At 47.1% G+C, this 26388-nt stretch carries 23 protein-coding genes; all 23 read right to left on the bottom strand.

Translation table 11 applies throughout. The features are described from left to right. Nucleotides 1–9: 9 nt before the first annotated feature. The gene (gene fliN / locus J4N39_RS03935) at nucleotides 10–414 is read right to left on the bottom strand and encodes a flagellar motor switch protein FliN (RefSeq protein WP_252022161.1); all 405 of its coding nucleotides are present in this window, start codon (nucleotides 412–414) and stop codon (nucleotides 10–12) included. Nucleotides 415–432: 18 nt separating this feature from the next. After that, a complete protein-coding gene (fliM, locus tag J4N39_RS03930) occupies nucleotides 433–1485 on the bottom strand; it encodes a flagellar motor switch protein FliM (protein ID WP_252022159.1) in 1053 nt (350 codons plus the stop codon). Between the two features lie 7 nt (nucleotides 1486–1492). Further along, entirely contained in the window at nucleotides 1493–1990 is a 498-nt protein-coding gene (gene fliL / locus J4N39_RS03925) for a flagellar basal body-associated protein FliL (protein ID WP_252022157.1), read from the bottom strand. Nucleotides 1991–2033: 43 nt separating this feature from the next. Continuing rightward, on the bottom strand, nucleotides 2034–4274 hold the full coding sequence (locus tag J4N39_RS03920) for a flagellar hook-length control protein FliK (protein WP_252022155.1): 2241 nt from the start codon (nucleotides 4272–4274) through the stop codon (nucleotides 2034–2036). A 133-nt stretch (nucleotides 4275–4407) separates the two neighbouring features. Further along, nucleotides 4408–4848 (bottom strand): flagellar export protein FliJ, encoded by a 441-nt coding sequence (fliJ, locus tag J4N39_RS03915; RefSeq protein WP_252022153.1) that lies wholly within the window; start codon nucleotides 4846–4848, stop codon nucleotides 4408–4410. Nucleotides 4849–4857: 9 nt separating this feature from the next. Continuing rightward, nucleotides 4858–6177, bottom strand: coding sequence for a flagellar protein export ATPase FliI (gene fliI / locus J4N39_RS03910; protein ID WP_252022151.1), 1320 nt, complete (start codon nucleotides 6175–6177; stop codon nucleotides 4858–4860). Continuing rightward, a complete protein-coding gene (gene fliH / locus J4N39_RS03905) occupies nucleotides 6177–6977 on the bottom strand; it encodes a flagellar assembly protein FliH (protein WP_252022149.1) in 801 nt (266 codons plus the stop codon). Before fliH ends, fliI begins: the two co-directional genes overlap by 1 nt. An 84-nt stretch (nucleotides 6978–7061) precedes the next feature. Further along, nucleotides 7062–8114, bottom strand: a complete 1053-nt coding sequence (fliG, locus tag J4N39_RS03900) for a flagellar motor switch protein FliG (RefSeq protein WP_252022146.1) — start codon at nucleotides 8112–8114, stop codon at nucleotides 7062–7064. After that, complete coding sequence (gene fliF, locus J4N39_RS03895) at nucleotides 8107–9846, bottom strand: flagellar basal-body MS-ring/collar protein FliF (protein ID WP_252022144.1); 1740 nt, start codon at nucleotides 9844–9846, stop codon at nucleotides 8107–8109. Before fliF ends, fliG begins: the two co-directional genes overlap by 8 nt. A 15-nt stretch (nucleotides 9847–9861) precedes the next feature. Then, on the bottom strand, nucleotides 9862–10173 hold the full coding sequence (fliE, locus tag J4N39_RS03890; RefSeq protein WP_252022142.1) for a flagellar hook-basal body complex protein FliE: 312 nt from the start codon (nucleotides 10171–10173) through the stop codon (nucleotides 9862–9864). Nucleotides 10174–10269: 96 nt separating this feature from the next. After that, nucleotides 10270–11694, bottom strand: coding sequence for a sigma-54-dependent transcriptional regulator (locus tag J4N39_RS03885; protein ID WP_252022140.1), 1425 nt, complete (start codon nucleotides 11692–11694; stop codon nucleotides 10270–10272). After that, complete coding sequence (locus J4N39_RS03880; RefSeq protein ID WP_252022138.1) at nucleotides 11694–12725, bottom strand: sensor histidine kinase; 1032 nt, start codon at nucleotides 12723–12725, stop codon at nucleotides 11694–11696. The genes J4N39_RS03885 and J4N39_RS03880 overlap by 1 nt, the downstream gene beginning before the upstream one ends. A 141-nt stretch (nucleotides 12726–12866) precedes the next feature. Then, entirely contained in the window at nucleotides 12867–14339 is a 1473-nt protein-coding gene (locus J4N39_RS03875; RefSeq protein WP_252022136.1) for a sigma-54 dependent transcriptional regulator, read from the bottom strand. A gap of 249 nt (nucleotides 14340–14588) precedes the next feature. Then, nucleotides 14589–14999 carry a flagellar export chaperone FliS gene (gene fliS / locus J4N39_RS03870; protein WP_252022134.1) on the bottom strand — a complete coding sequence of 137 codons (411 nt, stop codon included), beginning with the start codon at nucleotides 14997–14999 and terminating at the stop codon, nucleotides 14589–14591. Between the two features lie 17 nt (nucleotides 15000–15016). Then, nucleotides 15017–15322, bottom strand: a complete 306-nt coding sequence (fliT, locus tag J4N39_RS03865; RefSeq protein WP_252022132.1) for a flagellar protein FliT — start codon at nucleotides 15320–15322, stop codon at nucleotides 15017–15019. Nucleotides 15323–15345: 23 nt separating this feature from the next. Further along, nucleotides 15346–17229 (bottom strand): flagellar filament capping protein FliD, encoded by a 1884-nt coding sequence (fliD, locus tag J4N39_RS03860; RefSeq protein WP_252022130.1) that lies wholly within the window; start codon nucleotides 17227–17229, stop codon nucleotides 15346–15348. A gap of 18 nt (nucleotides 17230–17247) precedes the next feature. Continuing rightward, nucleotides 17248–17649: a flagellar protein FlaG gene (locus J4N39_RS03855; RefSeq protein WP_252022127.1), complete on the bottom strand. Its 402-nt coding sequence runs from the start codon at nucleotides 17647–17649 to the stop codon at nucleotides 17248–17250. Nucleotides 17650–17725: 76 nt separating this feature from the next. Then, a complete protein-coding gene (locus J4N39_RS03850) occupies nucleotides 17726–18859 on the bottom strand; it encodes a flagellin (RefSeq protein ID WP_252022125.1) in 1134 nt (377 codons plus the stop codon). 228 nt (nucleotides 18860–19087) lie between these two features. Continuing rightward, complete coding sequence (locus J4N39_RS03845; protein WP_252022123.1) at nucleotides 19088–20218, bottom strand: flagellin; 1131 nt, start codon at nucleotides 20216–20218, stop codon at nucleotides 19088–19090. A 195-nt stretch (nucleotides 20219–20413) separates the two neighbouring features. Next, the gene (locus J4N39_RS03840) at nucleotides 20414–21547 is read right to left on the bottom strand and encodes a flagellin (protein WP_252022121.1); all 1134 of its coding nucleotides are present in this window, start codon (nucleotides 21545–21547) and stop codon (nucleotides 20414–20416) included. Between the two features lie 763 nt (nucleotides 21548–22310). After that, entirely contained in the window at nucleotides 22311–23444 is a 1134-nt protein-coding gene (locus J4N39_RS03835; protein WP_252022118.1) for a flagellin, read from the bottom strand. Between the two features lie 307 nt (nucleotides 23445–23751). Beyond that, nucleotides 23752–24885, bottom strand: a complete 1134-nt coding sequence (locus J4N39_RS03830) for a flagellin (RefSeq protein WP_252022115.1) — start codon at nucleotides 24883–24885, stop codon at nucleotides 23752–23754. Between the two features lie 240 nt (nucleotides 24886–25125). Then, a complete protein-coding gene (locus J4N39_RS03825; protein ID WP_252022113.1) occupies nucleotides 25126–26259 on the bottom strand; it encodes a flagellin in 1134 nt (377 codons plus the stop codon). Nucleotides 26260–26388 lie beyond the last annotated feature (129 nt).

The raw sequence follows: 26388 nt of genomic DNA, 5'->3' as shown, positions 1-26388 counted from the left end.
GGCCAGAAATTAACGCAGCTTCTTGATGCGTTCGGTTTGGCTAATTACGTCGGTCAATCGAATACCAAACTTATCGTTGACCACAACGACTTCACCATGGGCGATTAGGGTGCCATTAACCAACACATCCAAAGACTCACCAGCAACTCGCTCAAGTTCTACAACAGAGCCTTGGTTCAATTGCAGTAAGTTACGAATACTGATTTGTGAGCGACCAACCTCCATCGAGATAGTCACAGGAATATCCATGATGGTGTCGAGTTTACGACGCTCATCTTCCGTGATAGGTGCCGCTTCGTCACTTAACTCTTCAAGGGGTGCAGCTTCTGCGTGATCAGCACCCGCTGCTAATGGGTCTTCGCCTAGGGCTGCGGCCCATTCATCCGCCAGTTTTTGATCTTCAGATGGATCCATTTTCTCACCTATTTATCGTTATTCTTCGATTTCTTCAGACTCGTTATCGAGCTCAGAAATCATGTCATTGCCAAGAAATGCCAGATCGGATTTCACTACATCTGGACGTTTGATTTTTTCAGATACCTGAACGGCGAGTTTGTCTGCGGAGCGTCCCATCTTAACCCGGTAGGTTGGCAGTTCTTCAACGAACATGGTCGCATTTTCGGGCATCTCAATAGGGATAATGTCGCCTGGTCTCAGTTCCATTAAATCACGCAAAGAAATGTCTTTTTCGAGCAAGTTAACGCGAAAGTTCACGGGAACATCCATAATCTCTTCACGTAGTGCTGTGCTCCAACGAACATCTGTTTCCATTTTATCGGACTGAACACCCGCATCGAGCAGTTCACGGATCGGTTCTACCATCGAGTAAGGCATCACCACGTGGAAATCACCACCACCACCGTCCACTTCGATGTGGAAGCTGCTGACTACGATAACTTCGGTTGGGCTGACGATGTTGGCCATGCTTGGGTTAACTTCTGAGTCTAAGTACTCAAATTCAACACCCATGACAGGAGACCAAGCTTCTTTGTAATCCTCAAACACGATTTTTAGCAACAGCTGGATGATACGTCGCTCTGTTGGCGTAAACTCTCGACCTTCGATTTTGGCGTGGAAACGTCCATCACCACCAAAAAAGTTCTCCACCAAGATGAAAACTAACCTAGCCTCCATGGTCACGAGCGCAGTACCTTTTAACGGTCTGAATCGCACCATGTTAAGACTGGTAGGAACGTAAAGCGTGTTTTGGTATTCGCCAAACTTCATCATTTGCACGCCGTTGATCGAAACCTCGGCGGTCTTGCGGAGCATGTTGAACAAGCTAATACGCATATGACGAGCAAAGCGCTCGTTAATAAGCTCCAAGGTCGGCATTCGACCCCGGACAATACGGTCTTGAGAAGAAAAATCAAAGCTGACGGCACTATCATCAGCGACGTCCAGTTCCTCTACTTCTTCCTCTTCAACATCATCGACACCATGCAAAAGCGCATCGATTTCATCTTGGCTTAATAGATCGGTCACGGTATCCCTATTGCATTACAAAGTCTGTAAACAGCACTTTTTCAATCACAGGTTGACCCACGAGTTCTGTCAACGCCGCTTTAATATCTTCCGTTGCTTGGTCGCGTAAGTTGGTTCTTCCCATCGCACTGCGCAACTGCTCTGTGGTCGCAACGCCAAAAGTTGCCAGCAGAGTACTTTCAATCAATGGTGAGTGGTGCTTGGCAAGCTGTTCGTTTTCTGAACCGCGAACCATCAACTGAACTTTAATTTGAACCAAATGGCCCTTTTTGCCACCCGTTACGTTAAACAGGAAGGGTTGAGCAATATTTACGTAAGAAGCCGGTTCATTAACCACCACAGCTTCGACAGGCGCACTTTCATCAGCCGCCTCTTCATCGCTACCGCCTAAGAAGAAAAAGGCGGCGCCGCCACCTGCAGCCAACAACACAACCACCGCAATGATGATAATGAGTAATTTACTTTTGCCTTTAGGAGCTTCTTCTTGGGTTTGCTCGTCAGCCATAACCTAGCCTTACCTATCTTTTTAATTCTTCAATGATTTAATCTTAAGCATAAAAACTGATTCCATCACGGTTAGATGTCACATCCAGATTAACTTCCGTCATTTCACCCGCTTCTAGCTCACCATCGGCAGCACCGTTTCCGTTTGAGGCACCGTTACCGCCAGCTTGTCCTGCAAGGTACTGACCTTGCTGCTGTTGCCCTGCATTTTGCTGCTGAACTGAGGTATCTGCAAGCTGTAAACCTTGTTGCGCCAACATTTCTCGTAATCTGGGCATAGCTTGTTCAACTATGTCACGAGTTTGTTGATTTGCAACGGTAAATTGTACTGAAGCTACGTCATTATTCATGGTCATACGGATTTGCATTCGACCAAGTTCTGGTGGGTCGAGACGGATATCTAAGTTCTTAAGGTTTTTAGACATCATGATCTGCACACGCTCAGCCAGTTGTTCGCCCGCCATATCACGATTCAGTGGTAAAGGCGCCTGTGGCGCTGGTGCTTGCTGAGCCTCTGCACGGAGCTGCGAGTTCACACCCTGCGCTCCAGCTGCAGCGGCAATTTGCTGTGCAATATCAGGTTTTTCGCTGCCCGGCTCGGCTTTTCCAGTCTTGTTGAGCTGGCTGGCTCCCACTCCGGCAAGCATCCCGCTCGATGCAGCCAATGCCGCTTTTGATCCTTGCCCAACTGCAGTATCAGCAGCGACTGCCGAGGTAGCAACCGTTGGATTTAATCCTGCTGCCAGTGAAGCTGGAGAGGTAAGATCTGCAGGCATTACATTAGAAGCCTGTGCAGCTTTATCGGCATTTGCTGCTAGCTGTTGGTTAGCCTGATGAACTAAACCAGCACTCGCCATGGCAGCAGCTGCGCCTTTAGTCGCTGAGCTCTCTTGGTTTTTAACCATTACTGTCTCAGAGTTCATTGATATCTGAGATGGTGATGCCCATTGGGGCTCGCCGTAGATAGGTTCAGCCACTTCAGCGCCTTCAATAAAGGCATCAGAGTCTTTCGCAACTACCTGAGATGCCGCAACAGAGCCACCAGCAATAGTAGCAGCTTGCGCCAACTGCTCTTTTTCAGTGAGTACAACGGCTTTAGGGTCCTGAACAATGGATTGAGATTTGTCCCATTGGATCTCTTGAGCTAGCGTCTCTAAGTTTTGTGCCTCTGGGTTTTGCGCCGTAAGCTGTCCAGCCTCAGCGGTCTCTGGTGGCTCACCCTCGACTTGCAAATATTTATTGGCAACTGTCTCAGGGTCCACTTCTGCCTGCTTAGCTTGTTCAGTTCCCATTGCTAACGCACTCATGCCGGTAACCCCTGCCAATGCCGCCTTATCTGATACCAAAGTTTCTTCCACTTCAGCACTCAGTTTAGGTGCCACGCTCGGGTCTACACCTTGAACTTCAATTGGCGTTTTCGACATGGTTTCAGGGGTGGCTAGCTCACTGTTGTTGGCAGAGACTTGACTCGCCATCACAGCGGCACCTGCTACTGCGGCAGGTTCTTTCCAACTGATTTGCCCTTGAGCTTGCTCAGCGTCAACGGCATTTTCCACGCCTTGAGCCACTTTGGTCATTTGGCTAGGAATATCTGCGCTGCCTTGTTCCACTGGCGACTTGGTTGCGGCGCTTGGCACTTTAGCTAACTCGTCAGGGCTTACGATATTCTCGACACCATCAACCTTGGCACTCAGTGCCGATTTTGGCGTTTGTTTCGCAGCTTCCGCAGCAACAGCAGTGCCTGCAACAGCTGCAGCGGCTTTGCTTTCAGCAGGCAATGCTTTGCCTTCTGGTTGCAAAGTTTTATTGGCCTCATCGAGCCTCCCTAGCAACTGATTGTTTTCATCAACGACCTGCTTGGCTTTGTCTTCACTTGACACTTTCGTTGAAGTAGTCGGTTTGCCTTCACTAGAAACAGTTTCTTCACTTGCTTCCGCTTTGGCAGAGGTAGTTTTACCCTTTACCTCAACAGCCTCGGTATCTGACTCTAATAGTGCTTGGGTGGATTCTTCACTCTTACCGACAGATTTGGCCTTCGAAGACGTCGCAACATCGGCTGCCCCTTCAGCCTCGACCGATGAAGATTTCGCATCAGAGGCCTTGGCTTCAACTTTGACAGCTTTGGTGCTTTTGCTGGCTTCTTCGGTGTCTTTGCCAGTGAATATCGATTTTAGTGTATCGATAAAGCCTTCTGACTCAGAGCTTTCCTTAGCAGCTGCGCCACTCTTACCTAAAAGAGAGGTGGTTTTTCCTGCATCTGAAACGGATAAACTTTGTTGACCCATAGGACATACTCTCACAGTTGCCGCATTGGTTGCGGAGGCATGGTAGCTACCACGCCAAGAAATTCTCAAGCGGCACATTATTACCGCCACTACTTCAAGCTAATAAGGGTAAATGCAAAAATCAGACCAAAGGTTATCGTTGTTGGCGACGAGCGAACTGAAGCGTAGCAAACTCATCATTTTGCTTTTGCTCTAACGCCTCTTGGCGCTGACGTTTTTCTTTATCGCGCTTTTCCATCAGCCACTCATATGAGCGTCTTTGCTTGCGGTGATTCATCCAATTTTCTTGGCAATTGTCGACTTGAGATTTGAAGTGCTCTTCGGCGAGTTTTTGCTTAGCTAAAGTCTCATCTAGCTGGGTAAGAAAGCGATTAAGATGGCCATATTGCGCCGCCGTCAGCCCACCTTTGCCCCTATCAACTAGCTGATTACAGTAATCGAGGCGATACTGTTCGATTTGCTTAAGCTGTTCGTAATAGTTATCCAGCTCACTGCGTGCTTTATTGAGCGCCAGTACCGCTTGAGATTCATGTTCTTTGGCTTGTTCAAGCAGGAATTCAAGTGCATTTTCCATTTAACACTCCTAGCCCTGCATGATGCTTTTTAGCATGTTGACACACATGTCATAGTTCACGGATTCACCCATTTGCTGTTGCGAGTATCCATCCAGTTTCGGTTTTAGGGTGAATGCGGTATCTATGGCTTGATCGGTACCCGGTTTATAGGCACCAATCGACACCAGATCTTGGTTTTTACGGCAAATGGACAGAACTTGACGTACAGCCTTAGCCATTAACATATGCTGATCGGTCACGATTTGCGGCATTACACGGCTTACCGATTTTTCAACGTCAATGGCAGGGTAATGACCTGCATCTGCCAATTCACGCGATAATACAATATGACCGTCCAATATCGCTCGCGAAGCATCGGCGATAGGGTCTTGAAGATCATCCCCTTCGGTTAACACCGTAAAAAATGCAGTAATCGACCCCTGATCTGGGCCACCGTTACCCGCACGCTCAACCAGCGCAGGCAACTTAGCAAACACCGAAGGCGGATAACCTTTTGTTGCTGGCGGCTCACCGACAGACAAAGCTATTTCACGCTGCGCTTGAGCAAAACGAGTCAATGAGTCCATCAAAAGCAAAACATCCAAACCTTGGTCTCGAAAGTACTCTGCGATAGTCAGTGCGGTTTGACACCCTTTAAGACGCATCAGAGGTGACGCATCGGCAGGTGCTGCCACTACGACGGAACGCTTGCGTCCCTCGGTGCCCAAAATCTCTTCTATAAACTCTTTTACTTCTCGTCCACGCTCACCGATAAGCCCAACCACAACCACTTGCGCAGTAGTGCCTCGGGTCATCATGCCAAGCGTGACCGACTTACCGACACCTGAGCCTGCAAACAGCCCAATACGCTGTCCCTTGCCTACCGTCAATAGACCGTTAACCGCCTTTAAACCCACATCGAGTGGTTCGGATATAGGTTTTCGCATCAAAGGGTTAATCGGGTCGGCGTTAAATTTTGCTCTTTGTTCGGTATAGATCTCACCGAGACCATCTAATGGATTACCTACGCCATCAATCACTCGGCCAAGTAGTTCCATGCCCACGGGCAGCCCTGATTCGGCGGTAATTGGGGTGACTTTCGCACCTGGTAGCACTCCGGTGATTTGCTCACTAGGCATCAAGAAGAGATTGTCTCCAGAGAAACCAACCACTTCAGCTTCCATTTCTCCGGTCAAGGTCTCTACTTTACACAGGCTACCAATGGGGGCCTTGCAGCCTGTGGCTTCCAAGGTGAGACCAACAACACGTACCAACTTACCCGAGGCGATAGCTCGGGTCGTCAGACCGTGGATTTTATAGTTTGATAAGCGATTTTCTAATGCTAGCATCACTCGTTCCTTTGATAACGATTGACCCCACAAAAGGTATCGAGCACGGAGCGAATGCGCTCTTCCATCTTGTAGCTCACCGCAGACTCTCCCGCTTCAAGGTGAACATCTCCGCGATTAAGTGCAGGTTCTGCCATCAAGGCCCACTGACGAGTCTCTAATTCATCATTACCATAGGCACTCCGAACGATCTGTTCGTCTTCAGGGTGCAGTTTGATCGTAATTGAGTGACCAGCAATAGGTAAGGCTTCCACACACTCACGCACGGTGTCTAAGATCACCTGTGGGTTAGTCTGCACTTCAATATGGACAACCTCTTTGGTTAGGCTTAACACCATATCCACTAACTGACGTTCAACTTGGGCGTTCATTAACTCAAGTGGCTGGGCAAATTGGTTAGCAAGGTTCATAAAATGCTCAACTTGCTGCTGAATATACTCTTGCCCTGCTGCGACCCCGTCCGCTTGCCCCTGTTCTAGACCTTCGGCGTGTCCAGCCGCCATGCCTTCTTCTTTCCCTTTTTCGTAGCCTTGTTTGAACCCAGCTTCTTGCCCTTGAACCATGCCTTCCTGATACGCAGACTGCTTAATGGCTTCCAACTGCTCTTCGGTTAACGGTTCTGGCTCTTCGGGTTCTGGCTCTTTAACGATAGGTGCCCATGTCGGATCGTAATTCATCGCTGTATCACGAGCTTCAGACTTGGTTTCAGCAGTATAGTCGGGAAGGCCCCAGGTATGGGCTTCAGGAATGGCTTGATCTTCGTCTGGGCGGAGGAACCCACGTTTTTTTTCTAATGACATTTCTGTACCTGCTATGTGGGTGAGGGCTTTATTTCTTCCCTTTGCTAAGCGGCCAGCGCTCAGCAAAGGGAGGGTCTAAAATGGTTACAAGAACTCGTCAGCACCGCCAGAGAGCATGATCTCTCCGCTATCGGCCAACTTACGAGCCACGGCCAAGATCTCTTTCTGAGCCGCTTCCACATCAGCAACACGAACGGGTGGCATCGCTTCAATATCATCACGCATCATGTCGGCAGCACGTTTAGACATGTTCTTGAAGATCTTCTCTTGCAGTGTTTCATCAGCGCCTTTAAGCGCTTTTTGAAGTACGTCTTGTGGCACATCACGCAAGAGTTTCTGGATACCTTGGTCATCCACTTCGGCCAAGTTTTCAAACACGAACATAAGGTCTTGAATTTGCGAAGCCATGTCTTCATCTTGCTCACGGATTTGATCCATCAAGATGCCTTCAACGCTGTTATCCATGAAGTTCATGATTTCAGCCGCCGCCTTAGTACCACCGATCTTAGCGGCCTGCGCACCTGCTTGACCAGCAAACTGTTTCTCCATGATTTCATTCAGTTCGGCTAGCGCTGATGGTTGAACCTCTTCTAAGTTGGCGATACGCATCATTAGATCAAGACGCACACGCTCAGGGAACTGGGACAAGATCTCTGCTGACTGATCGGCTTCCAAATAGGACAATACAATGGTTTGGATCTGAGGGTGTTCGTTGACGATAATACTCGCCACTTGACGTGGGTCCATCCACTTAAGGGAATCGAGACCTTTTGAACCTGTGCCAAGAAGAATTTGGTCAACCAAGTTATTCGCTTTATCTTCACCCAGTGCAGCCACCAAGGCATTACGCATAAAGTCTTCGCTGCCCATACCAATGTTGGTATATTTTTGAATGTCTTCCAAAAATGCTCGGTGAACAACGCTAACTTTGTCGGCGCTCAACTCTGCCGCACGCGCCATAGCACTACCTACACGTTGAACTTGTTTTGGTTCAAGGTGACGGATAATACCCGCAGCGTCTTGCTCGCTTAAACTAAGCAGCAAAATTGCTGCACGCTCTTCACCGGGGATCTCAGAAATATCGACCGCAGGTACGTTATTTTCTTCGTTATCGGTGGTGGTTAGTTCATTAGCCATCTGCTACCCAATTCTTCACTACTTGTGCTGCAAGCTCTGGCTCGTTAGCAACCAGTGCACGAACCGCTTTCAACACATCTTCATCTTTGTGTAGGTTAGGCAAATCAATGCCTGAACCAAATTCAAATGTCTCACCAATGTCGATATCACTACCGATCAGGCTGGTGTCTCCATCGGCAGCCATTGGCAAACCATCGGAGCCAAACTCATCATCCTCTTCATCACTATGTGGGTTGATAAGTTTCTTCATAGCTGGACGAACTAGTACCATGATGATCGCAATGATCACCAAGGCACTCGCTAGCCAACGGATCCAGTCGTTAAAGTTAGGGTGTTCCCAAATCGGCACATCAACCGCAGTCTCAAGCTCAGGTTCGGCAAACTGCATGCTGATGACGTTTAGCAAGTCACCACGGCCTTCGCTAAAACCAACAGCGCCAACAAGTACCGCACGGATAGACTCTAACTGAACTTGGCTCAGAGGCTGATAGGTCACTTCACCACTGTCTGGATTAACAATCGCTTTGTCTTTAATCGCAACGGATACGGTTTGGCGATTGACCACACCCGTCTGACGACGCTCATGACTGATGGTGGTATCTAGCTCGAAGTTTCGAGTGGCTTCTTTGTGCACAGAACCCTGCCCCATGACCGAGCCATCTTTCATCTGTGCGACATCCTCAGGAATTGAAGCATCCGCTGGCGGTTGGTTACTTAAGGCTCCCGGAACACCGGCCACTACGTTGCCGTTATTATAATCTTCAAGAGTGTACTCGCTGCGCGTTGCTGCGGTTTGTGGGTCAAACCTTTTACGAGTCTGCTCAATGGCACTGAAATCCAGCTCGATATCAACCTGAGCTGTATAGTTACCGATACCCAAAATTGGGATCAGTACCGAATCTATTTTTTCGCGCAGCGCTTGTTCTTGCCTGCGTTCCAGCTCGTGCTCTTTGCGGCGCGCCGTTGCCATTGGGTCTTGAGAGCCTGAGCTTAATAGACGGCCAAATTGGTCTGTCACAGTGACTCGAGTCGGTTTCATACCCGGTACTGCACTGGCCACCATATCAACGATCGAATCGACTTCTTCTTGATTGAGGTTCTTGCCCGTTGCCAACGTTAGAAATACCGTTGCAGAAGCTTCTTGGTTGTGGCGTACAAATACGCTTTGCTTTGGCAGCGCCAATAGAACCTGCGCTTTACGCACCAATCTGATCTGCTCGATGGCTTTACTCAATTGACGCTCACGACTCAGTTTTAGTCGCTCTTGCTCGAGACGTTGCGACACACCAAAGCCCATATCATTGAGCAAAATATCGTCGCCCGCAGGATCTGCTTGATTTAAGCCTGCGCGGGTCATGTTGAGTTTGATATTACTAAAATCGCTGGCTGGCACACGAATGGTGTTACCTTCCAGCTTATAGTCAATTTTTTGTTGATCGAGATAATCAAGGACGGGGATCAATTCTGCGGTTTCATAGGTCCCCAAAGGACGCAACTCTGGCTCTTTGACCCAGAAAAACACCATGACGATTAGCGCAACACAGATAGATATCGCCACCACCAGCACCACTTGACGAAGTAGGTCAAGATCACCCATCGCCATATCAAACTTGGAAGAACTTTTTTCATCCAAATCTAAGTTTTGATTCCCTGCATCTAGGTCGGTACTTAGGCCTGTTTCAGCCCCACCATCTGCTACTGCTAAATCTGTTGTTCTGTTTTCGTCAGCCACGTTTTTCTACCTGTACTACACTGGCATGTTCATCAGTTCTTTATAAGCTTCCACCAGCTTATTTCGAACTTGAATCGTTGCATCAAAGGCCACGCTCGATTTATTTCGAGCGATCATCACGTCTGACAGAGATACGTTAGGGTCACCTTGGTCAAAGCGAGTGGCGAGCTCACCAGATTGCTTCTGTAAACCGTTGACATTATTAATCGCTTGATTCAGCATCGCGCCAAAATCAGCATTCACTTGCCCGCCTGTCATAGGCTGAGTGCTGTTAGTTGCTTCAAGCATCATTGCTTGCATTTCTTGCTGTAATCCGCCGACTTTCATTCAAACCTCAGAAGTCAATTTTTTGACCTGTAAACATAACCTATTTATTGACACTGCAATTAGTATGCCATGGATCCTAGTCAGTAATAATATCAATTAGTTAGGTATTTCAATACCCGCATCTCGCATTTTGGCAAGTTTGTAGCGTAATGTTCTTGGGCTGATCCCTAATTTTTCGGCCATCTCTTTACGACGACCGTTGCACTCCGCCATGGTCTCCAGAATGATGGCGTATTCCTGCTCTCTCAGTTCAGAGCCTAAACCATCACCGCCGAGACTCTTAACTTCAACGTCCTTGTATTCGCTCGGCGCAGATACTTCTGCCACCGGTTTCACCGAGGGGGCAACCACATCTGCTTGCACGGCATTTTGCAAGCTATTGACGTCTTGCCAATCGACACCTTCGAGCAAAATATGCTCAGTGTCGATATCTTTTTGCTCACTCAAAATCAGTGCTCGTTGGATCACGTTGTCCAACTCTCGAACGTTCCCCGGCCAAGGGTATTGATTAAGTTTAGCAACAGCTGACACAGAGAGCGAAGGTACTGGTAAACCAAGCTTTTTACAGTGCCTTTCGACTAAATGCTTGGATAAGGGCTCGATATCACCTTGGCGTTCGCACAGTGGCGGCCAGGCAATTGGGAACACGTTAAGTCGGTAATAGAGATCTTCACGAAAACTACCTTCAGCTACATACTGTTTGAGGTCTCGGTTACTGGTGGCCAGAACACGTACATCGAGCTTAATGCTCTTACGACTGCCCAAACGCTCAACTTCTCGCTCTTGCAAGACACGCAGCAATTTCGCTTGCAGGTTCAAATCCATTTCACTGATCTCGTCGAGCAAAATGGTACCACCTTGAGCCTGCTCAAACTTACCAGGGCAAGCCTGAACTGCACCAGTAAACGCCCCTTTTTCATAACCAAACAGGGTCGCTTCAAGCATATTATCTGGAATCGCTGCGCAGTTTATAGCAACAAAAGGACCTTTGTTGCGTAAAGAAGCGTTGTGAATGTATCGAGACATCACTTCCTTACCACTACCACTTGGGCCTAACACCATCACGTTGGCATCTGTTTTTGCCACTTTGTCTGCAAGGGCAAGCAACTGCAAACTCTTAGGGTCTGCAACGATAGCATCGCCACTGCTGTCGGACTTCACTGGCGCATAGCGGCTGACCATGTTAAGCAACACTTCAGGTGCAAAAGGCTTAGCCATATAATCTATGGCACCTTCTTTCATCGCAGACACCGCATCTTCAATGTTGGCATAAGCCGTCATCAACAGCACAGGCAGTTTAGGCCAATGGGTTTTAATGTTGCGCAGTAGGGCAAGACCGCCCATCCCAGCCATTTGAACATCTGAGATCACGATATCCACTTCTTGCGCTTTAAGCAGCACTAAAGCGGCTTCTGCACTGTCTGCTTCAACCCATTCATAGCCCGCCAGTGCGAGAGTATCGACTAAAGCTTCACGTAGTCCTTCGTCATCTTCTACGATTAATACTTTGCTTTGGGCCATTATTCATCTCCGGAATCTTGGGTTGCAAGGGGTAAGCATACGGTGAAGCAAGCGCCATCACCGGGCTCTGAAATTAGTTCAAGTCGCCCTTTGTGTGCACGAGCGACCATTTGTACTACCGCCAGTCCAAGGCCTGTACCTTGAGAGCGTGTGGTAAAGAAAGGTTCGAGAATTTTTTGTTGCAGCTCGGCAGGCACTCCCGGACCACTATCTTGTACCGAAATTTTGAGCTCGTTACCAACCGCACGAGCAAATACATCGATTTGGCTCTCTTTCCCCGCTATTTGAATGGCGTTGATCACCAAATTGCTCAGCGCAGACGCAACCGCATTAGAGTTGCCCATGAGCCCAGCGTCACCATCTTCCACTTCGAGACAGTAATCAATTTGGTTATTCTTTAAAGAGGCCTCCACCATAGGGTGGAACTCATCGAGCAGTTGTTGGCAGGTAAACGGCTTAATAACTTTGTTGTCTCCCCCTTTGGCAAACAACAACATATCATTTACCTGCTTCTCCAAGTCATGCAGCCTATCCATAAGCTTAGTCTGAAAACGCTCTCTTGTCGGCTGAGCCAAGTTAGGCGCAGATAAGTTTGAAGCGTAAAGCATAGCGCTCGACAGAGGTGTACGCACTTGGTGAGCAAGTGAAGCGACCATGCGCCCAAGAGAAGAGAGACGTTGCAAATCCCCAACTCGGGCTTGGAGCAATCGAGTTTCGGTTAAGTCGGTGACTAGAATTAACTGCCCTGTTGACGATGCAGAGATAGCCAAGCGAACCTTGCGGCCATTGCGCAATGAGATCTCATGTCCATCATCTTCTTGAGGGGCGAATGCGGCTTGAATCACTTCAAACCAGCGCTGGCCGAGTAGCGGCACTTCCAATAAGCGCTGCGCCTCTGGATTGACTTCGCAAATAACCCCTTGAGTATCCAGCAAAATCACCCCAGCAGGCATCACATCAAGTACCTGCTTATAGCGGGTGACTTGCTCTTCTAAGGTGCCCAGTGTGGGTAGGTTTTCATTGGATGGCATGACAGGTTTCCGACAAATAAAACAACAATAGCCTGTAATGCAGTATGCATGCCAGGCTATTTATAATTAATTATCAAGGATTTAAGCGACATTTGAGTGTCAATCCGTTGACGAACTCGACTGATAAATGCGGTCGAGAGCTTAGCGATTCAGATTGTATTTGCGCATTTTTTCAACCAAAGTTGTGCGACGCATGCCCAGCATGTCGGCCGCACGAGCCACTACCCCACCTTGGGCATCTAGGGCTTGGTTGATCATATTGATTTCTACTTCTGCAAGTAGCTCTTTGAGGTTGACCCCTTCTGGCGGTAACTCTTGCGGTGAATCGACACCATCAGGCACGTCGTCAGCGGCATCAAAACTAAAATCTTCAGAGAAAATATCGGCAAGGGCGTCTTGCTCTTGCTCCTCAATGGACTTGATTGAGATTTGGTTCTCTGGCTGAAATTCAGGAATATCGCTGTAACGATACTTAGTCGGTAAATGATTCACATCGACCAAGCTGTTAGGGAATAAGATGATCATTCGCTCGACCAAGTTCGCCAACTCGCGAACGTTGCCAGGCCAATCGTGCTCCATTAAGGAGTTAATGGCTCTTGGCGTAAAGCAAATGTTTTGTGCCCCTTCAGCTTCCATACGAGTCATCAGCTCTTTGAGCAGCAATGGAATATCTTCTTTACGCTCTTTAAGCGCAGGCATGTCGATTGGGAACACATTTAAACGATAGAACAAGTCTTCACGGAAACCGCCATCATCAATCATGGTCTCTAGGTTACGGTGAGTAGCCGCAACCACTCGCACATTGGCTTTTACTGTGGCATTACCGCCTACGCGTTCAAAACAGCGCTCTTGTAGTACACGCAGCAGTTTTACCTGCATTGGCATCGGCATATCGCCTATTTCGTCCAAGAACAGTGTACCGCCATCCGCCAGTTCAAATCGCCCTTTACGTGCGGTAATTGCCCCGGTAAATGCACCTTTCTCATGACCAAACAGTTCGCTTTCAAGCAAGTCAGGTGGAATAGCGCCACAATTAATTGGTACAAAAGGCCCGTCACGACGTTCAGAATGGTAATGAATATTACGCGCTACCACTTCTTTACCCGTACCAGACTCACCAAGGATAAGCACGTTAGCTTCCGTCCCCGCCACTTGCTCGATTAAGTGGCGAACCTCTTGGATACCACCACTTTGGCCCACTAGGCTGCGGAACAGGGTATTTTTACGACTGGCAGGGCTTAAACTACTGCCCTTGCGTCCCAGAAACTCTTGGCAATGGCGCAGGGCATCACTTAGCTGAGGGTAGTTGAGAGGCTGTTGTAGCTCTCCGACGAAATGAGGAAAGTCTTCGACCTTGATACTCGGTGTATCAAGCGTCAGCAATGGAATATGGACCGCTTTACGCAGTTTTTGACTAATAACCTTGGCAGCATCCGCACTATCAATAGAACCAAGAATGCACCCAGCCCAAGGTTTGGCCAAGTCAACGCTATCAATATGCTCTGAGCTTACTGCGGTAATATTTTCCCCAATAAACTCTAGAATTATCCCTAAATCGTGTTTCACTTGCTGGTCATCTTCAATAACCAACAACTTTGCCAAGCCCTGCTGCATAGAATAAAAAGGTTGCCTTTATAATTTAGTCATTATTGTACAAAATTCTTGTACTTACCAATCTTGCTGACTTTTAGCGGTTATTTACTAAAACGCTCAGTAAGAGGCGAACAAAACAGCACAAAAAAATAGAGCCAACATAGGCTTGCGCTACATTGGCTCTATTCTAAGAGAAAAAAAAGATAAGGCAACTAACCCCGCAGTCTATGTGAGATTAATTCGAAAAGTGACGCCTGATCGGTGAATTAATCAGCGACCTATTTCTGCAGCGGTCAAATTGTGAAACTCCGATGGGATTTGATCCCATGCAGATTTGATTTCTCGGATGATTTCAATCACATCATCAATTGGCTGAGGGTCATTCTTACTGTTTGCCACTGTCACCTGATTGATCATGAATTCGTAAAGCTGGTCAAGGTTCTTAGCGATATCACCGCCATCGTCCATCGACAGGCATGAGCGCAAACTGATAATAATATCAAGGCCCTTACCTAAACGTTCCCCTTTCATCGCAATGTTGCCCTGCATCATTGCCGCTTTACCCTGGATCAGGCGTTCAATCGCACCAGCCATCAACATTTGGATGATCTTGTGCGGAGAGGCTGCAGACAACTGACTGTCTACTGAAACCTTTTTGTAAGCCTGTAACGAACCTCGCATGGTAATCCTCTCTAAATCTATAAAAACTTTTTGTACACTTGTACTGACTTATTGCCGTGACGATATTTTTTTAAATGCTCGGCAATCTCACTGGTGCGTTTTTGCATCAAGGTGACCACTTTTGTGGTACGAGAGATTGCTTCTTGCCACTGCTGTTTATCAATCAGCTCAGGAGTTTCGGCAATTTGCTTGAACGTCTCAGCAAGCAACTGTTCCCTTTTATCGACCAGAACAACAATTTCTTCAGCATTTATTTCATCTTTTTCTAGATAAATCAGTAATTGACGATCTATATCACACAGTTGCGTCAAATTATTGTTCATAAATCAACCTATTTCAGCACACCTTAACCGAATGCATTCATCATGCCAGAAAGTTGAGCTTGCATCTTGCCTGTCGCATCTTGCATCGCCGCAAACTTATCGTGAGTGCGCTGTTGTAGGCTTTCCATACGTCTATCTAATTGAGTTTGCTGATCGTTAAGTCGATAATTTTGCTCAAACAAGCTTTGCTCTCGGGTTCTTATTGACCCAGTCACACCCGTCATTGAGTGAATGGCGTCTTCCACTTTCTTAGCAAAGCCGTTATTGCCACCAAAAAAGTTACCCAATTTGGTGAAATTATTCTGCAACTGCTTATCGAGCATGTTGTAGTTGATTTCTAGGGTACCTTGCCTTGTCGTGGTGATACCAAAGTCGGTCAAGGTTTTAAGATCTTCTGGAGCACCTTCAATACTGGAGGTAAACACCGTTTTAAGGCGAGATTCCGCACCACGCACAATGCTATCACCTGCGAGTGGCCCTGCGGTGCCTGCTGCAGGGTCTGCCCCAGACAGCTCACGAGTCACTTGGTAAAACTGATTGTAAGTGGCAACGAAATTTTCAATATCGTTGCGAACTCGATCTCGGTCATAGTCGATGCCGATTTCGGTTTGCTTATTTGGCTCAGTGACCCCTTTAAGGTTCAGATCGACCCCTTGGATGGCATCTTCGATGATGTTGTTATCACTACTCAACTGAGCGATACCATCGAGGATGACTTGTGCATCTTGACCCTGTTGCAACTCGTTCATACCACTGTAACCATCAAACGAACGCTGGGCCGAGTTGACTCGATTTAGTGCATCCTCTAAATCTTTTTCTCGTTGGGCTTTAGCGTTAGCGATCAAAATCGCATCGCGCTCACGTTCGGTGATGTAGGAATCATCGAGCGTACCACCCGCCGTTGGGGTATAGCCTGGGATCTCAGACTTTTTCAGCTCTTGATCGTCAGTCAGCGCATCCCTAGAACCTGGTGCTTCATAAGAATTAAGTAAGGTACCACTGGCCGCTTCAGAAAATCCTGGAATATCGTCTTCGGGTAAAGGCAGGCGTTCGCCATCTTCTCCGGTTAAGCCAATATCATCTTCTTCGCCGGGCAAGTTCACCACGTATACAGGGGTGACGCCATCAGGCGCTTTAGGAAAACGTTCTAAAGCTTGTTCAATTTCTTCAGGAGAGTATTTTTTTTCAAGATCGGCAACATTTTGCCCATCTTCGGTAAGAATAGGTGCGCTTTGCAATTTGGTGAGTTCTGATTGCGCCTTTTCAAGGTCGCGAACGCGCTCTTCGAGCGTTTTATACTCCAACTCAAGGAGTTTGTTATTTGGATCTGCACTGGTGGCAGATACATAGACTTGATTTTCGGCACCTGTTTTCTCAGACGCCAAAATAAGGCGCTGGCCATCAACATCGTTGATGACAGCAGCGCGTACACCGGGATTATCAGCAGCACTGTTGATGCTGTTTACAACATCAGCCAGTCTTGCATCTTGTTTAACTTCGACTGTGAAGTTCTTATTCCCTAAACGGATCTGCAGCTCACCAGAACCAAATTTGGTTTTCTCACCAATAACGTTAGAACCCAACTTGTGGTTCTGTGCAAGCTGCAACACATCGACAGAATACCTACCTGCGATAGCGTCCGTAGTGGCCGTGGCCGAAACGACTTCTTCATCAGAAGACTCAACTGAACGAACAGCAAAAGCCTTGTCCTGACGAAACTGAGTCATCAGTGCCTTCATGGAATCCAATGATTCTCTGAGTCGCCCATAAGCGCTGATACTGGTCTCAACTTTAGCGCGCTCGCCATCAATACGTTGCTGTTTAGGAACACGCTCCGCATCGACAATCTTGCTCACCATTGAGTTGATGTCCATGCCACCAGACATGCCCATCGGGTTTAAACTCATTCAATCACCTTCATGCCATTACACCATCTCCGAGACAAATCCCGAAGAGCTGTTTAGGCGCCGTAAAACTTCAAGCATTTCTTCGCTTGGTATCTGTTTGATAATGTCGCCAGTATTTGCATCAAATATGGTTACCACGTCCCGCCCAGATTCTTCATCGAAGCGAAAAGATAAACCTGTGTTGATAGATGCGATATAATCATTCACCTCATCTATCCGCTTTTCTAACTCCTCTGCATTCAGTTTAGACCGTTGGTCGGCAAAAACCTGAGCAGATTCGTTTCGCACGATTTCTCGTGGGTCAATCTCTTCAACTGCTTTTGATTGCGCTTTAACACTGGATGCATCTTCAGCTTTAGAAGCAATATTCATGCCACTACCGTAAGGTTGGGATAGCGATGTGTAGGATGATATGTCCATACGATCACACCTCCACCTTGGCTAGTGTGTTTCCGGTTGCCCTTCAACGTGCTTCTTTAGGCGAAGTATACCAGATTTAACCCAACAAACTCAGTGCCGCGGATGGGGTCTGTTTCGCTTGAGCTAGGATAGACGTACTCGCCTGGCCTAAAATCTGAGACTTCGTCAATTGAGTGGTCTCTTTAGCAAAATCAGTGTCGCGTATACGACTCATCGATGCGTTCACGTTTTCGTTGATGCTATCAAGGTTATTAATAGCGTGGTCAAAACGACTCTGGAATGCGCCCAGCTCCGCGCGCTTACTGTCAACGTTTTTCAGTGCGCCATCAATCACTGCTGCCGCTTGCTGAGAACCTGCAATGGTCGTTACATCAATGTCATTAACAGTGACGTTAGTCTCATTGTCTAAATCAAGTTCCGTCGCAAGGCCACCGCTGAATGAAACGCTACCTTGTACTTTTTGGCTATGAGCAAAAATGCCCATTTTGCCTTCTTCGCCGACGTAAGCTTTTAGGTAATCTTGTTGACCATTGATGTAAGTTGCAATCTCTTCAATATCATCACCTTCTACAGCGTCAATATTGATCGTTTGCGCCACACCTTCTGAGTCAGTGAAATCTAACTGCAGATCGGTCGAACCGCTCGCAACTTCCCAGCCAGCACCTTTACCGTTGTTAGCTGTGTAGTTTAAACCGCCCATAGCAGCATGGTCGGAGCGAACATTACCCATTTGTAACACTACAGCCTCACCTGAATCAGCACCGATTTGGAACGATTGTTCGCCATAAGTACCGTTCAGTAGCTTGTTACCACCAAAAGAAGTGGTTTCTGCTATACGATTCAACTCATCGTTTAGCGCTGAAACTTCCTCTTGGATCGCAACTCGCTCAGAGCGACTGTTGGAGCCATTAGCGGATTGAAGCGAAAGGTCTCTCATGCGTTGAAGGATGTTTGTCGATTCCTTCATCGCCCCTTCGGCTGTTTGAGCAATAGAAATACCATCGTTTGCGTTTCGCACTGCAACGTCTAAGCCGCTGCTTTGAGAACTCAAGCGATTCGAAATCTGAAGCCCTGCAGCATCATCTCTCGCGCTGTTAATTCGGTAACCCGAAGACAAACGCTCCATCGATCTGTTCATGTCTGCAGAAGCGTTATTCAAGTTACGCTGTGCAGTCATGGCAGACACGTTAGTGTTTACGTTAATTGCCATAGTTGATCTCCTTCGACATTAAGGATGATGGTTTCGCGTCTCTCACCTCGCTACACCATCTTCATTTCTCGCACACTCTTTAACGGCAGGATGCGAAACTTCTTTAGGGAAAATTTAAAGTTTTTTCGAGATTTTTTTTAGGTTGAAGAAGACGTCTATGTCTTTAATAGATATGAATAAACGGGTGACCCAAGATTGGGTCACTTCGTTCTTACACCGCAGCGATTTTTAGTGGAGTAATCGAGTTGCTGCGGATGGTAGTTGGTTTGCCTGAGCCATAATTGCCGATGATGATTGGCTTAATATTTGGTTTTTGGTTAGCTCAGTGGCAGTACGGGCAAAGTCAGTGTCACGCAATTGTCCGTGAGAATCGCTGACGTTTATGCCCATACTTCCTAAATTTGAAACCGCACGTTCAAAGCGGTTGTGTAAAGCCCCCAGCTGCCCTCGTTCGCTGTCAACATAGGCGAGCGCATTATCTAATACCGCTATGGCCTGTTGAGCACCGCCAACAGAGGTTACGTCGATATCATCGACAGTCATCGCTTGGTCTTTTTGCAGCCCCAATTCAGCGGCGAGTCCGCCGCTAAATGAGAGGTCTGATGTTACATCTTTACTCGAAGCAAACATCTGAAGCTTTCCATCTTCCGTTACAGAAGCTCTCAGCACATCGGTTTGTCCGTTGATGTAAGTCGCTAGCTCTTCAATATTATCCCCAGACTTCGCTTTTACCTGCAGCGTCTCCGGGTTGCCAACAACATCATTAAACTGGATATTGAGCAGATTGCCACTGTCTGGCACGACCCAATCCTTGTCTTTACTATTGTCTGCTAAATATGTCATTCCTCCCATTGAACTTCCGTCACTTCGCATATCAGTCAAAGAAACCATAATGGCATCTGTGTTTGGACCAATATGAAACGATCGGGTCCCATATGTGCCATTAATCAGCTTTTCACCGCCGAAACTGCTCGTTTCTGCGATACGGTTGAGCTCGTCGTTAAGGTCACTGACTTCTTCTTGCAGTGCCTCACGATCGGAGAGAGAGTTGCTCCCGTTAGCCGATTGTATAGCTAAGTCGCGCATTCGCAGCATGACGTTCGTACTCTCATCCATTGCACCTTCTGCTGTGGAGACAATGGACATACCGTCATTTGCGTTACGAATCGCTACATCTATTCCGCGAGTTTGTACCTGGAGTCGATTGGCAATTTGCAGCCCAGCTGCATCATCCGCTGCGGTATTTATCTTGCTACCTGAAGACAGTCGTTCCATCGCAGTTGCGCTACCACTAGTCACCTCTTTAAGTTGGTGCCGGGTCGCCATTGCTTGAACGTTGGTGTTAACCGTTACTGCCACATTAAGCTCCTAAATACTGCTTTAGATAATTGTGAGAGTTCCACATCATCACCCAGCAATCTGGGTGGGCGATGGGAGGACGACTTTCCTTGTTCGACATCGCCGTGAGGCTAGTCGTCATTTCCCAGTGGATTTAGGTGACCAGGCCAATTCCTTCTGACCACCTTGATCCGCCCTAAGATCTTCAATCCAGCATTAGCCCAAAAGCATTAGTGCCGAGTTTGGAGATTGCTTTGCTTGCGCAAGGATCGACGTCGATGCCTGCTGCAGAATCTGAGACTTAGTCATTGCCGTAGTTTCACGAGCAAAGTCGGTGTCTTTGATTCGGCTCTTAGACGCATTCACGTTTTCGTTAATGTTATCTAAGTTGTTGATAGCGTGGTCGAAACGATTCTGGAACGCACCAAGTTCTGCACGATGGCTATCCACGTATTGAAGTGCTGCGTCAACGACTGCCACCGCTTCTTGTGAACCAGCTACAGATGTTACGTCGATATCGTTTACCGTTTTCGCTTGCGGGCCACCCATTGCTAGGTCACCGCCAAGTGAACCACCGAAAGTAATGTCTGACGTTACTTTGTCGGTTGCAGAGAAGACTTGAAGCGCACCATCGTCGCTTACAGAAGCCTTAACAGCATCCGTTTGACCATTGATGTAAGTCGCTAGCTCTTCAATATCATCACCAACTTTGGCATTGATGGTTAGGTTTTGGGTAACACCATCAGCGTCATCAAAACTCATCGTGATGTCTTGGGTACCAGCTTGTACTGTCCAGTTTGCATCTTTCGCATTCGCAGCTTGGTACGATTTTCCGCCCATCTGAGCTTCATCGCTACGCATGCTCTTAATGCCTAGCATTACCGCTTCACCGCTGTCAGCACCGATCTGGAATGAAGCATCACCGAAAGTACCGTTAAGTAGCTTGTTACCACCAAATGAAGTGGTTTCAGCGATACGGTTAAGCTCGTCATTCAACGCCGTTACTTCTTCCTGAATCGCAACACGCTCAGACTTGGAGTTTGAGCCATTCGCAGATTGCAATGACAAGTCACGCATACGTTGAAGGATGTTGGTGGTTTCGTTCATCGCACCTTCAGCAGTCTGAGCCATAGAAATACCGTCGTTGGCATTTCGTACAGCCACATCCAAGCCTCGGCTTTGAACGTTCAAGCGGTTCGAGATTTGCAGACCTGCCGCATCATCTTTTGCGCTATTGATTTTGTAACCTGACGACAAACGCTCCATCGAGGTTTGTGTCGAACTTGCTGCATTATTTAGATGGCGTTGAGCCGTCATTGCAGAGACGTTCGTGTTTACAGTAATACTCATGGTGATTTCTCCCATTGATTTTCCGTTAAGGGCGGCTTCCGACGTCTCGGAAAACCAACTAGTTCTCTCAAAGTCACTTTTTATATCGGCTTAACTTCTAATTACTTTAGGTTTTTATTAGGTAAAGTTTAACTTATTTGTTAATTCATCTAAAAACACCATAAAAACCATATAAATAGTAAAAAAGTAAAAATAAACCCTAAAGTTCATCAAGTTAACTTTTTATATAATTCATATTCCATAGAATTACAGATACACTTAACCCCTACCCTAATGGCAGTTGTTGTGTTTCTCCCACAAGATCTGTGGGGTACTAGAAGAGCACACTCAGCTGACGCTAAAGTGTATCTAGGTCTGGCAATCCCCCAACTAAGCAATAGATCGATCTTATGTACGTTAGATGGATCTTCCCTACGGTTGGTATTCCTTAGGATGGCTTAGGCACATCACTGGCTATACCGGTAGGTTGTCAATCTAGGTACACCTATCCCCTATCTAGGCTGCTCGCAACCTGTGCGCAGTCAGCACGCTAGACGCTGGCGATTGGCTTTAATCAATTCATTTACTCAGATACTTGAGATCACTCCATATCTGCTTTCTCACCGACTTTGAGTTCGGCGCAATAAAGAATTACGTTATGGCTCCTAAATACACTCCTTAGTTCTGTTGATGTGTTGGTTGGAAACACTTGGATAAATGCGTCCAAACAACACCCCCCTTCTATAGGGGCGTAAAGGGGAGGACAACTCCTCCCCTATTTCAATTATCCCAACAAGCTCATTGCCGCATTCGGTGCTTGCTTCGCCTGTGCAAGAATCGAGGTGGATGCCTGCTGCAAGATTTGCGCTTTGGTCATCGCCGTGGTTTCGCTGGCAAAATCAGTGTCTTTAATGCGGCTCTTCGACGCATTCACATTTTCATTTATGTTATCTAAGTTACTGATTGCGTGACCAAATCTATTTTGGAACGCCCCAAGCTCAGCGCGATGACTATCGACATATTTCAATGCGGCATCAATGATGGCGACAGACTCTTGAGAGCCCGCAACTGAAGTCACGTCAATAGTGTCAACTGTCACGTCTGCACGCTTAGCAATGCCTAAATCAGAACTCAGCGAGCCACCGAAAGTGACGTCTCCCTGGATCTTGTTGTTGCCAGAAAAGATTTGCAGCTTGCCTTCATCACTTACTGAAGCTTTCACCATGTCGGTTTGGCCATTAATGTAAGTGGCTAGCTCCTCGATATCGTCACCCGCTTTGGCGTTGATGGTGATGTTTTGTGCCGTACCATCAACATCGGTGAAATCCATGGTGATTTGGTTGGTTGCACCATCAACCACCCAATCTTTGTCTTTTGCGTTAGCCGCTTGATAGCTTGCACCACCCATCATGGCGTTATCGCTGCGCATATCTTTTAGGGTCAGCATCACGGCTTCACCGTTATCCGCACCAATTTGGAATGCCGCTGTGCCATAGGTTCCGTTAAGTAACTTGTTGCCACCAAACGATGTTGTCTCTGCGATACGATTCAGTTCATCGTTTAACGCTGTTACCTCTTCTTGAATTGCAATGCGCTCTGACTTGGAGTTAGAACCGTTCGCCGACTGCAGCGACAGGTCACGCATACGTTGCAAGATGTTGGTGGTCTCATTCATCGCACCTTCAGCGGTTTGGGCAATGGAGATACCATCATTGGCGTTTCGTACCGCAACGTCTAAACCACGACTTTGCACATTCAGGCGATTAGATATTTGTAGACCTGCTGCATCGTCTTTAGCGCTGTTGATCTTAAAACCTGACGATAGGCGCTCCATCGACGTATTAAGCTCGCTTGCTGCATTATTTAGGTGGCGTTGTGCGGTCATTGCTGAAACGTTAGTGTTAACTGTCATACCCATGATGATTTCTCCAATTTGGTTTTCGGTTAGTGCGGTTTCCGTCCCTCACTATGCAGTTCAACGGAAAACCAATTTAGTTGTTAATGTTCCTTTGTTAATTAACTTAACGGCTCAACACTATTATTCTTTAACCGAAAAACCTCTTTTTTTGGCAAAAAAGCACCCTAGATCGATTAATCAAAACCAACCCGCAAAAATAGCAATTTAATCTCAATTTATTCTAAAGTTTTCTTAAGTTAGCCGACAGAAATGCAAGCCAACGTTATGACAACTCTAGTGGCGATTGCTACGCCAAACGGTTAGACAATTAACCCAATAGACTCATCGCTGCGTTTGGTGCCTGTTTCGCTTGAGCAAGAATCGACGTCGATGCCTGTTGAAGGATCTGATTCTTAGTCATGGTGGTCGTTTCTTTCGCAAAGTCCGTGTCTTTGATGCGGCTCTTCGACGCATTCACGTTCTCGTTGATGTTATCTAGGTTGCTGATCGCATGGCCTAGACGGTTTTGAATCGCACCTAGCTCAGCGCGGTGGCTGTCTACGTACTTCAACGCCGAGTCAATGATTGCTACCGATTCTTGAGCGCCGCCCACTGATGTCACGTCGATAGTGTGTACCGTTACGTCACCTGACTTGGCCATACCTAGGTCTGTCGCCAGGCCACCAGATAGTGCTAGGTCACCTGTCACTTTGTTGTTACCAGCAAACAGCTGTAGTTGACCATCTTCGTTCACTGACGCCTTCACCATGTCTGTTTGACCATTGATGTACGTCGCTAGCTCTTCGATATCATCGCCTTCTTTTGCGGTGATATTGATGGTTTGCGCTTGACCGTTGGTGTCAGTTAGGTCGATTTGTAGATCGTTACCCGTCGCACCCACTGTCCAATCTTTATCTTTTGCGTTCGCCGCTTGGTAGCTTGAACCACCCATCATTGAGTTATCGCTGCGCATGTCTTTTAGCGTCATCATCACGGCTTCACCGTTGTCGGCACCGATTTGGAACGATGATGTACCGTAGGTGCCGTTCAGCAGCTTGTTACCACCGAAAGATGTGGTTTCTGCGATACGGTTTAGTTCGTCGTTAAGCGCTGTCACTTCTTCTTGAATCGCAACTCGCTCTGATTTCGAGTTAGAGCCGTTCGCTGATTGCAGTGATAGGTCACGCATACGTTGCAGGATGTTAGTGGTTTCGTTCATCGCACCTTCTGCGGTTTGTGCGATTGAGATACCATCGTTGGCATTTCGTACAGCCACTTCTAGACCACGGCTTTGAACGTTCAAGCGGTTAGAGATCTGTAGACCTGCCGCATCGTCCTTTGCACTGTTGATTTTGAATCCAGAAGACAAACGCTCCATCGATGTTGTCATGTTATTCGCTGCGTTGTTTAGGTGACGCTGTGCTGTCATCGCAGATACGTTTGTGTTTACTGTCATGCCCATAATGGTTTACTCCAATTGATTTTCCGTAGTGCGGCTTCCGAGTCGCACCAGCTGCTACGGAAAACCAAAGTTGTCTCTGTTAGTACTTTATTTAACGGCACCATTTTTGACTTCTTTAGAACTTTTTCGCATTAAATTCACTTTTTACACTCAAAGGCGAATAAATGAACATTTCTAGAGGGTAAAGATCAAAAAAAGACGCCATAAAGACGTCTTTTTATAATTTAGTTTAAAGCTCAATTAGCCTAATAAATTCAGTGCTGAATTAGGTGCTTGCTTAGCTTGAGCAAGGATAGATGTTGAAGCTTGTTGTAATATTTGTGCCTTGGTCATGGAGGTCGTTTCACTGGCAAAATCAGTGTCTTTAATGCGACTCTTGGACGCATTCACATTCTCGTTGATGTTATCCAAGTTGCTGATCGCATGGCCAAATCGATTCTGAAATGCCCCTAACTCGGCTCGATGGCTATCCACATACTTGAGTGCCGAATCAATAATTGCCACCGATTCTTGTGCACCAGCCACTGAGGTTACATCAATGGTATTTACCGTCACATCCCCTGATTTGGCAATACCAAGATCCGATGCCAAGCTGCCACTAAAGGCAACATCACCCTGAATTTTATTATTACCAGCAAAGACTTGTAGCTTACCATCTTCACTCACGGAGGCTTTTACCATATCCGTTTGACCGTTGATATAAGTCGCTACCTCTTCAATATCATCGCCAGTTTTTGCCGTGATATCGACAGTTTGCGTCTGTCCAGCAACGTCGGTAAAGGTGAGCACTATTTGATTAGCCGCAGGATCGACACCCCAATCTTTATCTTTGGCATTGGCGGCTTTATAGCTGATACCGCCCATCATGGAGTTGTCGCTACGCATATCTTTTAATGACAGCATCACGGCTTCACCATTATCTGCACCGATTTGAAATGCAGAAGTACCAAAAGTGCCGTTAAGCAATTTGTTACCACCAAAAGACGTGGTTTCTGCGATGCGGTTAAGCTCATCGTTAAGCGCTGTCACTTCTTCTTGGATAGCGATACGCTCCGATTTCGAGTTGGAACCATTAGCAGATTGCAGTGAGAGATCACGCATACGTTGCAAGATACTGGTAGTTTCATTCATTGCCCCTTCTGCGGTTTGAGCAATAGAAATACCATCATTTGCGTTACGTACAGCAACGGTTAAACCACGGCTTTGCACGTTTAAGCGGTTAGAAATTTGCAAACCAGCAGCGTCATCTTTTGCGCTGTTAATCTGGAAACCTGATGACAGACGTTCCATAGAAACATTGAGTTCACCTGCAGCATTGTTTAAGTGACGCTGCGCTGTCATCGCTGATACGTTTGTATTTACTGTCATACCCATGATCGTTACTCCAAATTGATATCCACTGTGCAGTTTCCGCCGTCACGGATAACCATTTTGTTGTGTATCTCTCTCTAGTACTTTCTTTAACGGCATGCCGTGCAAAACCTTTAGTGTTTCGGGTGAAAA

Origin of the sequence: Vibrio sp. SCSIO 43136, assembly GCF_023716565.1 — a bacterium.
Classification (GTDB): Bacteria; Pseudomonadota; Gammaproteobacteria; order Enterobacterales; family Vibrionaceae; genus Vibrio.
Note: the sequence above shows the minus strand (reverse complement) of the source record. Positions and strands in the feature narration are given on the sequence as shown.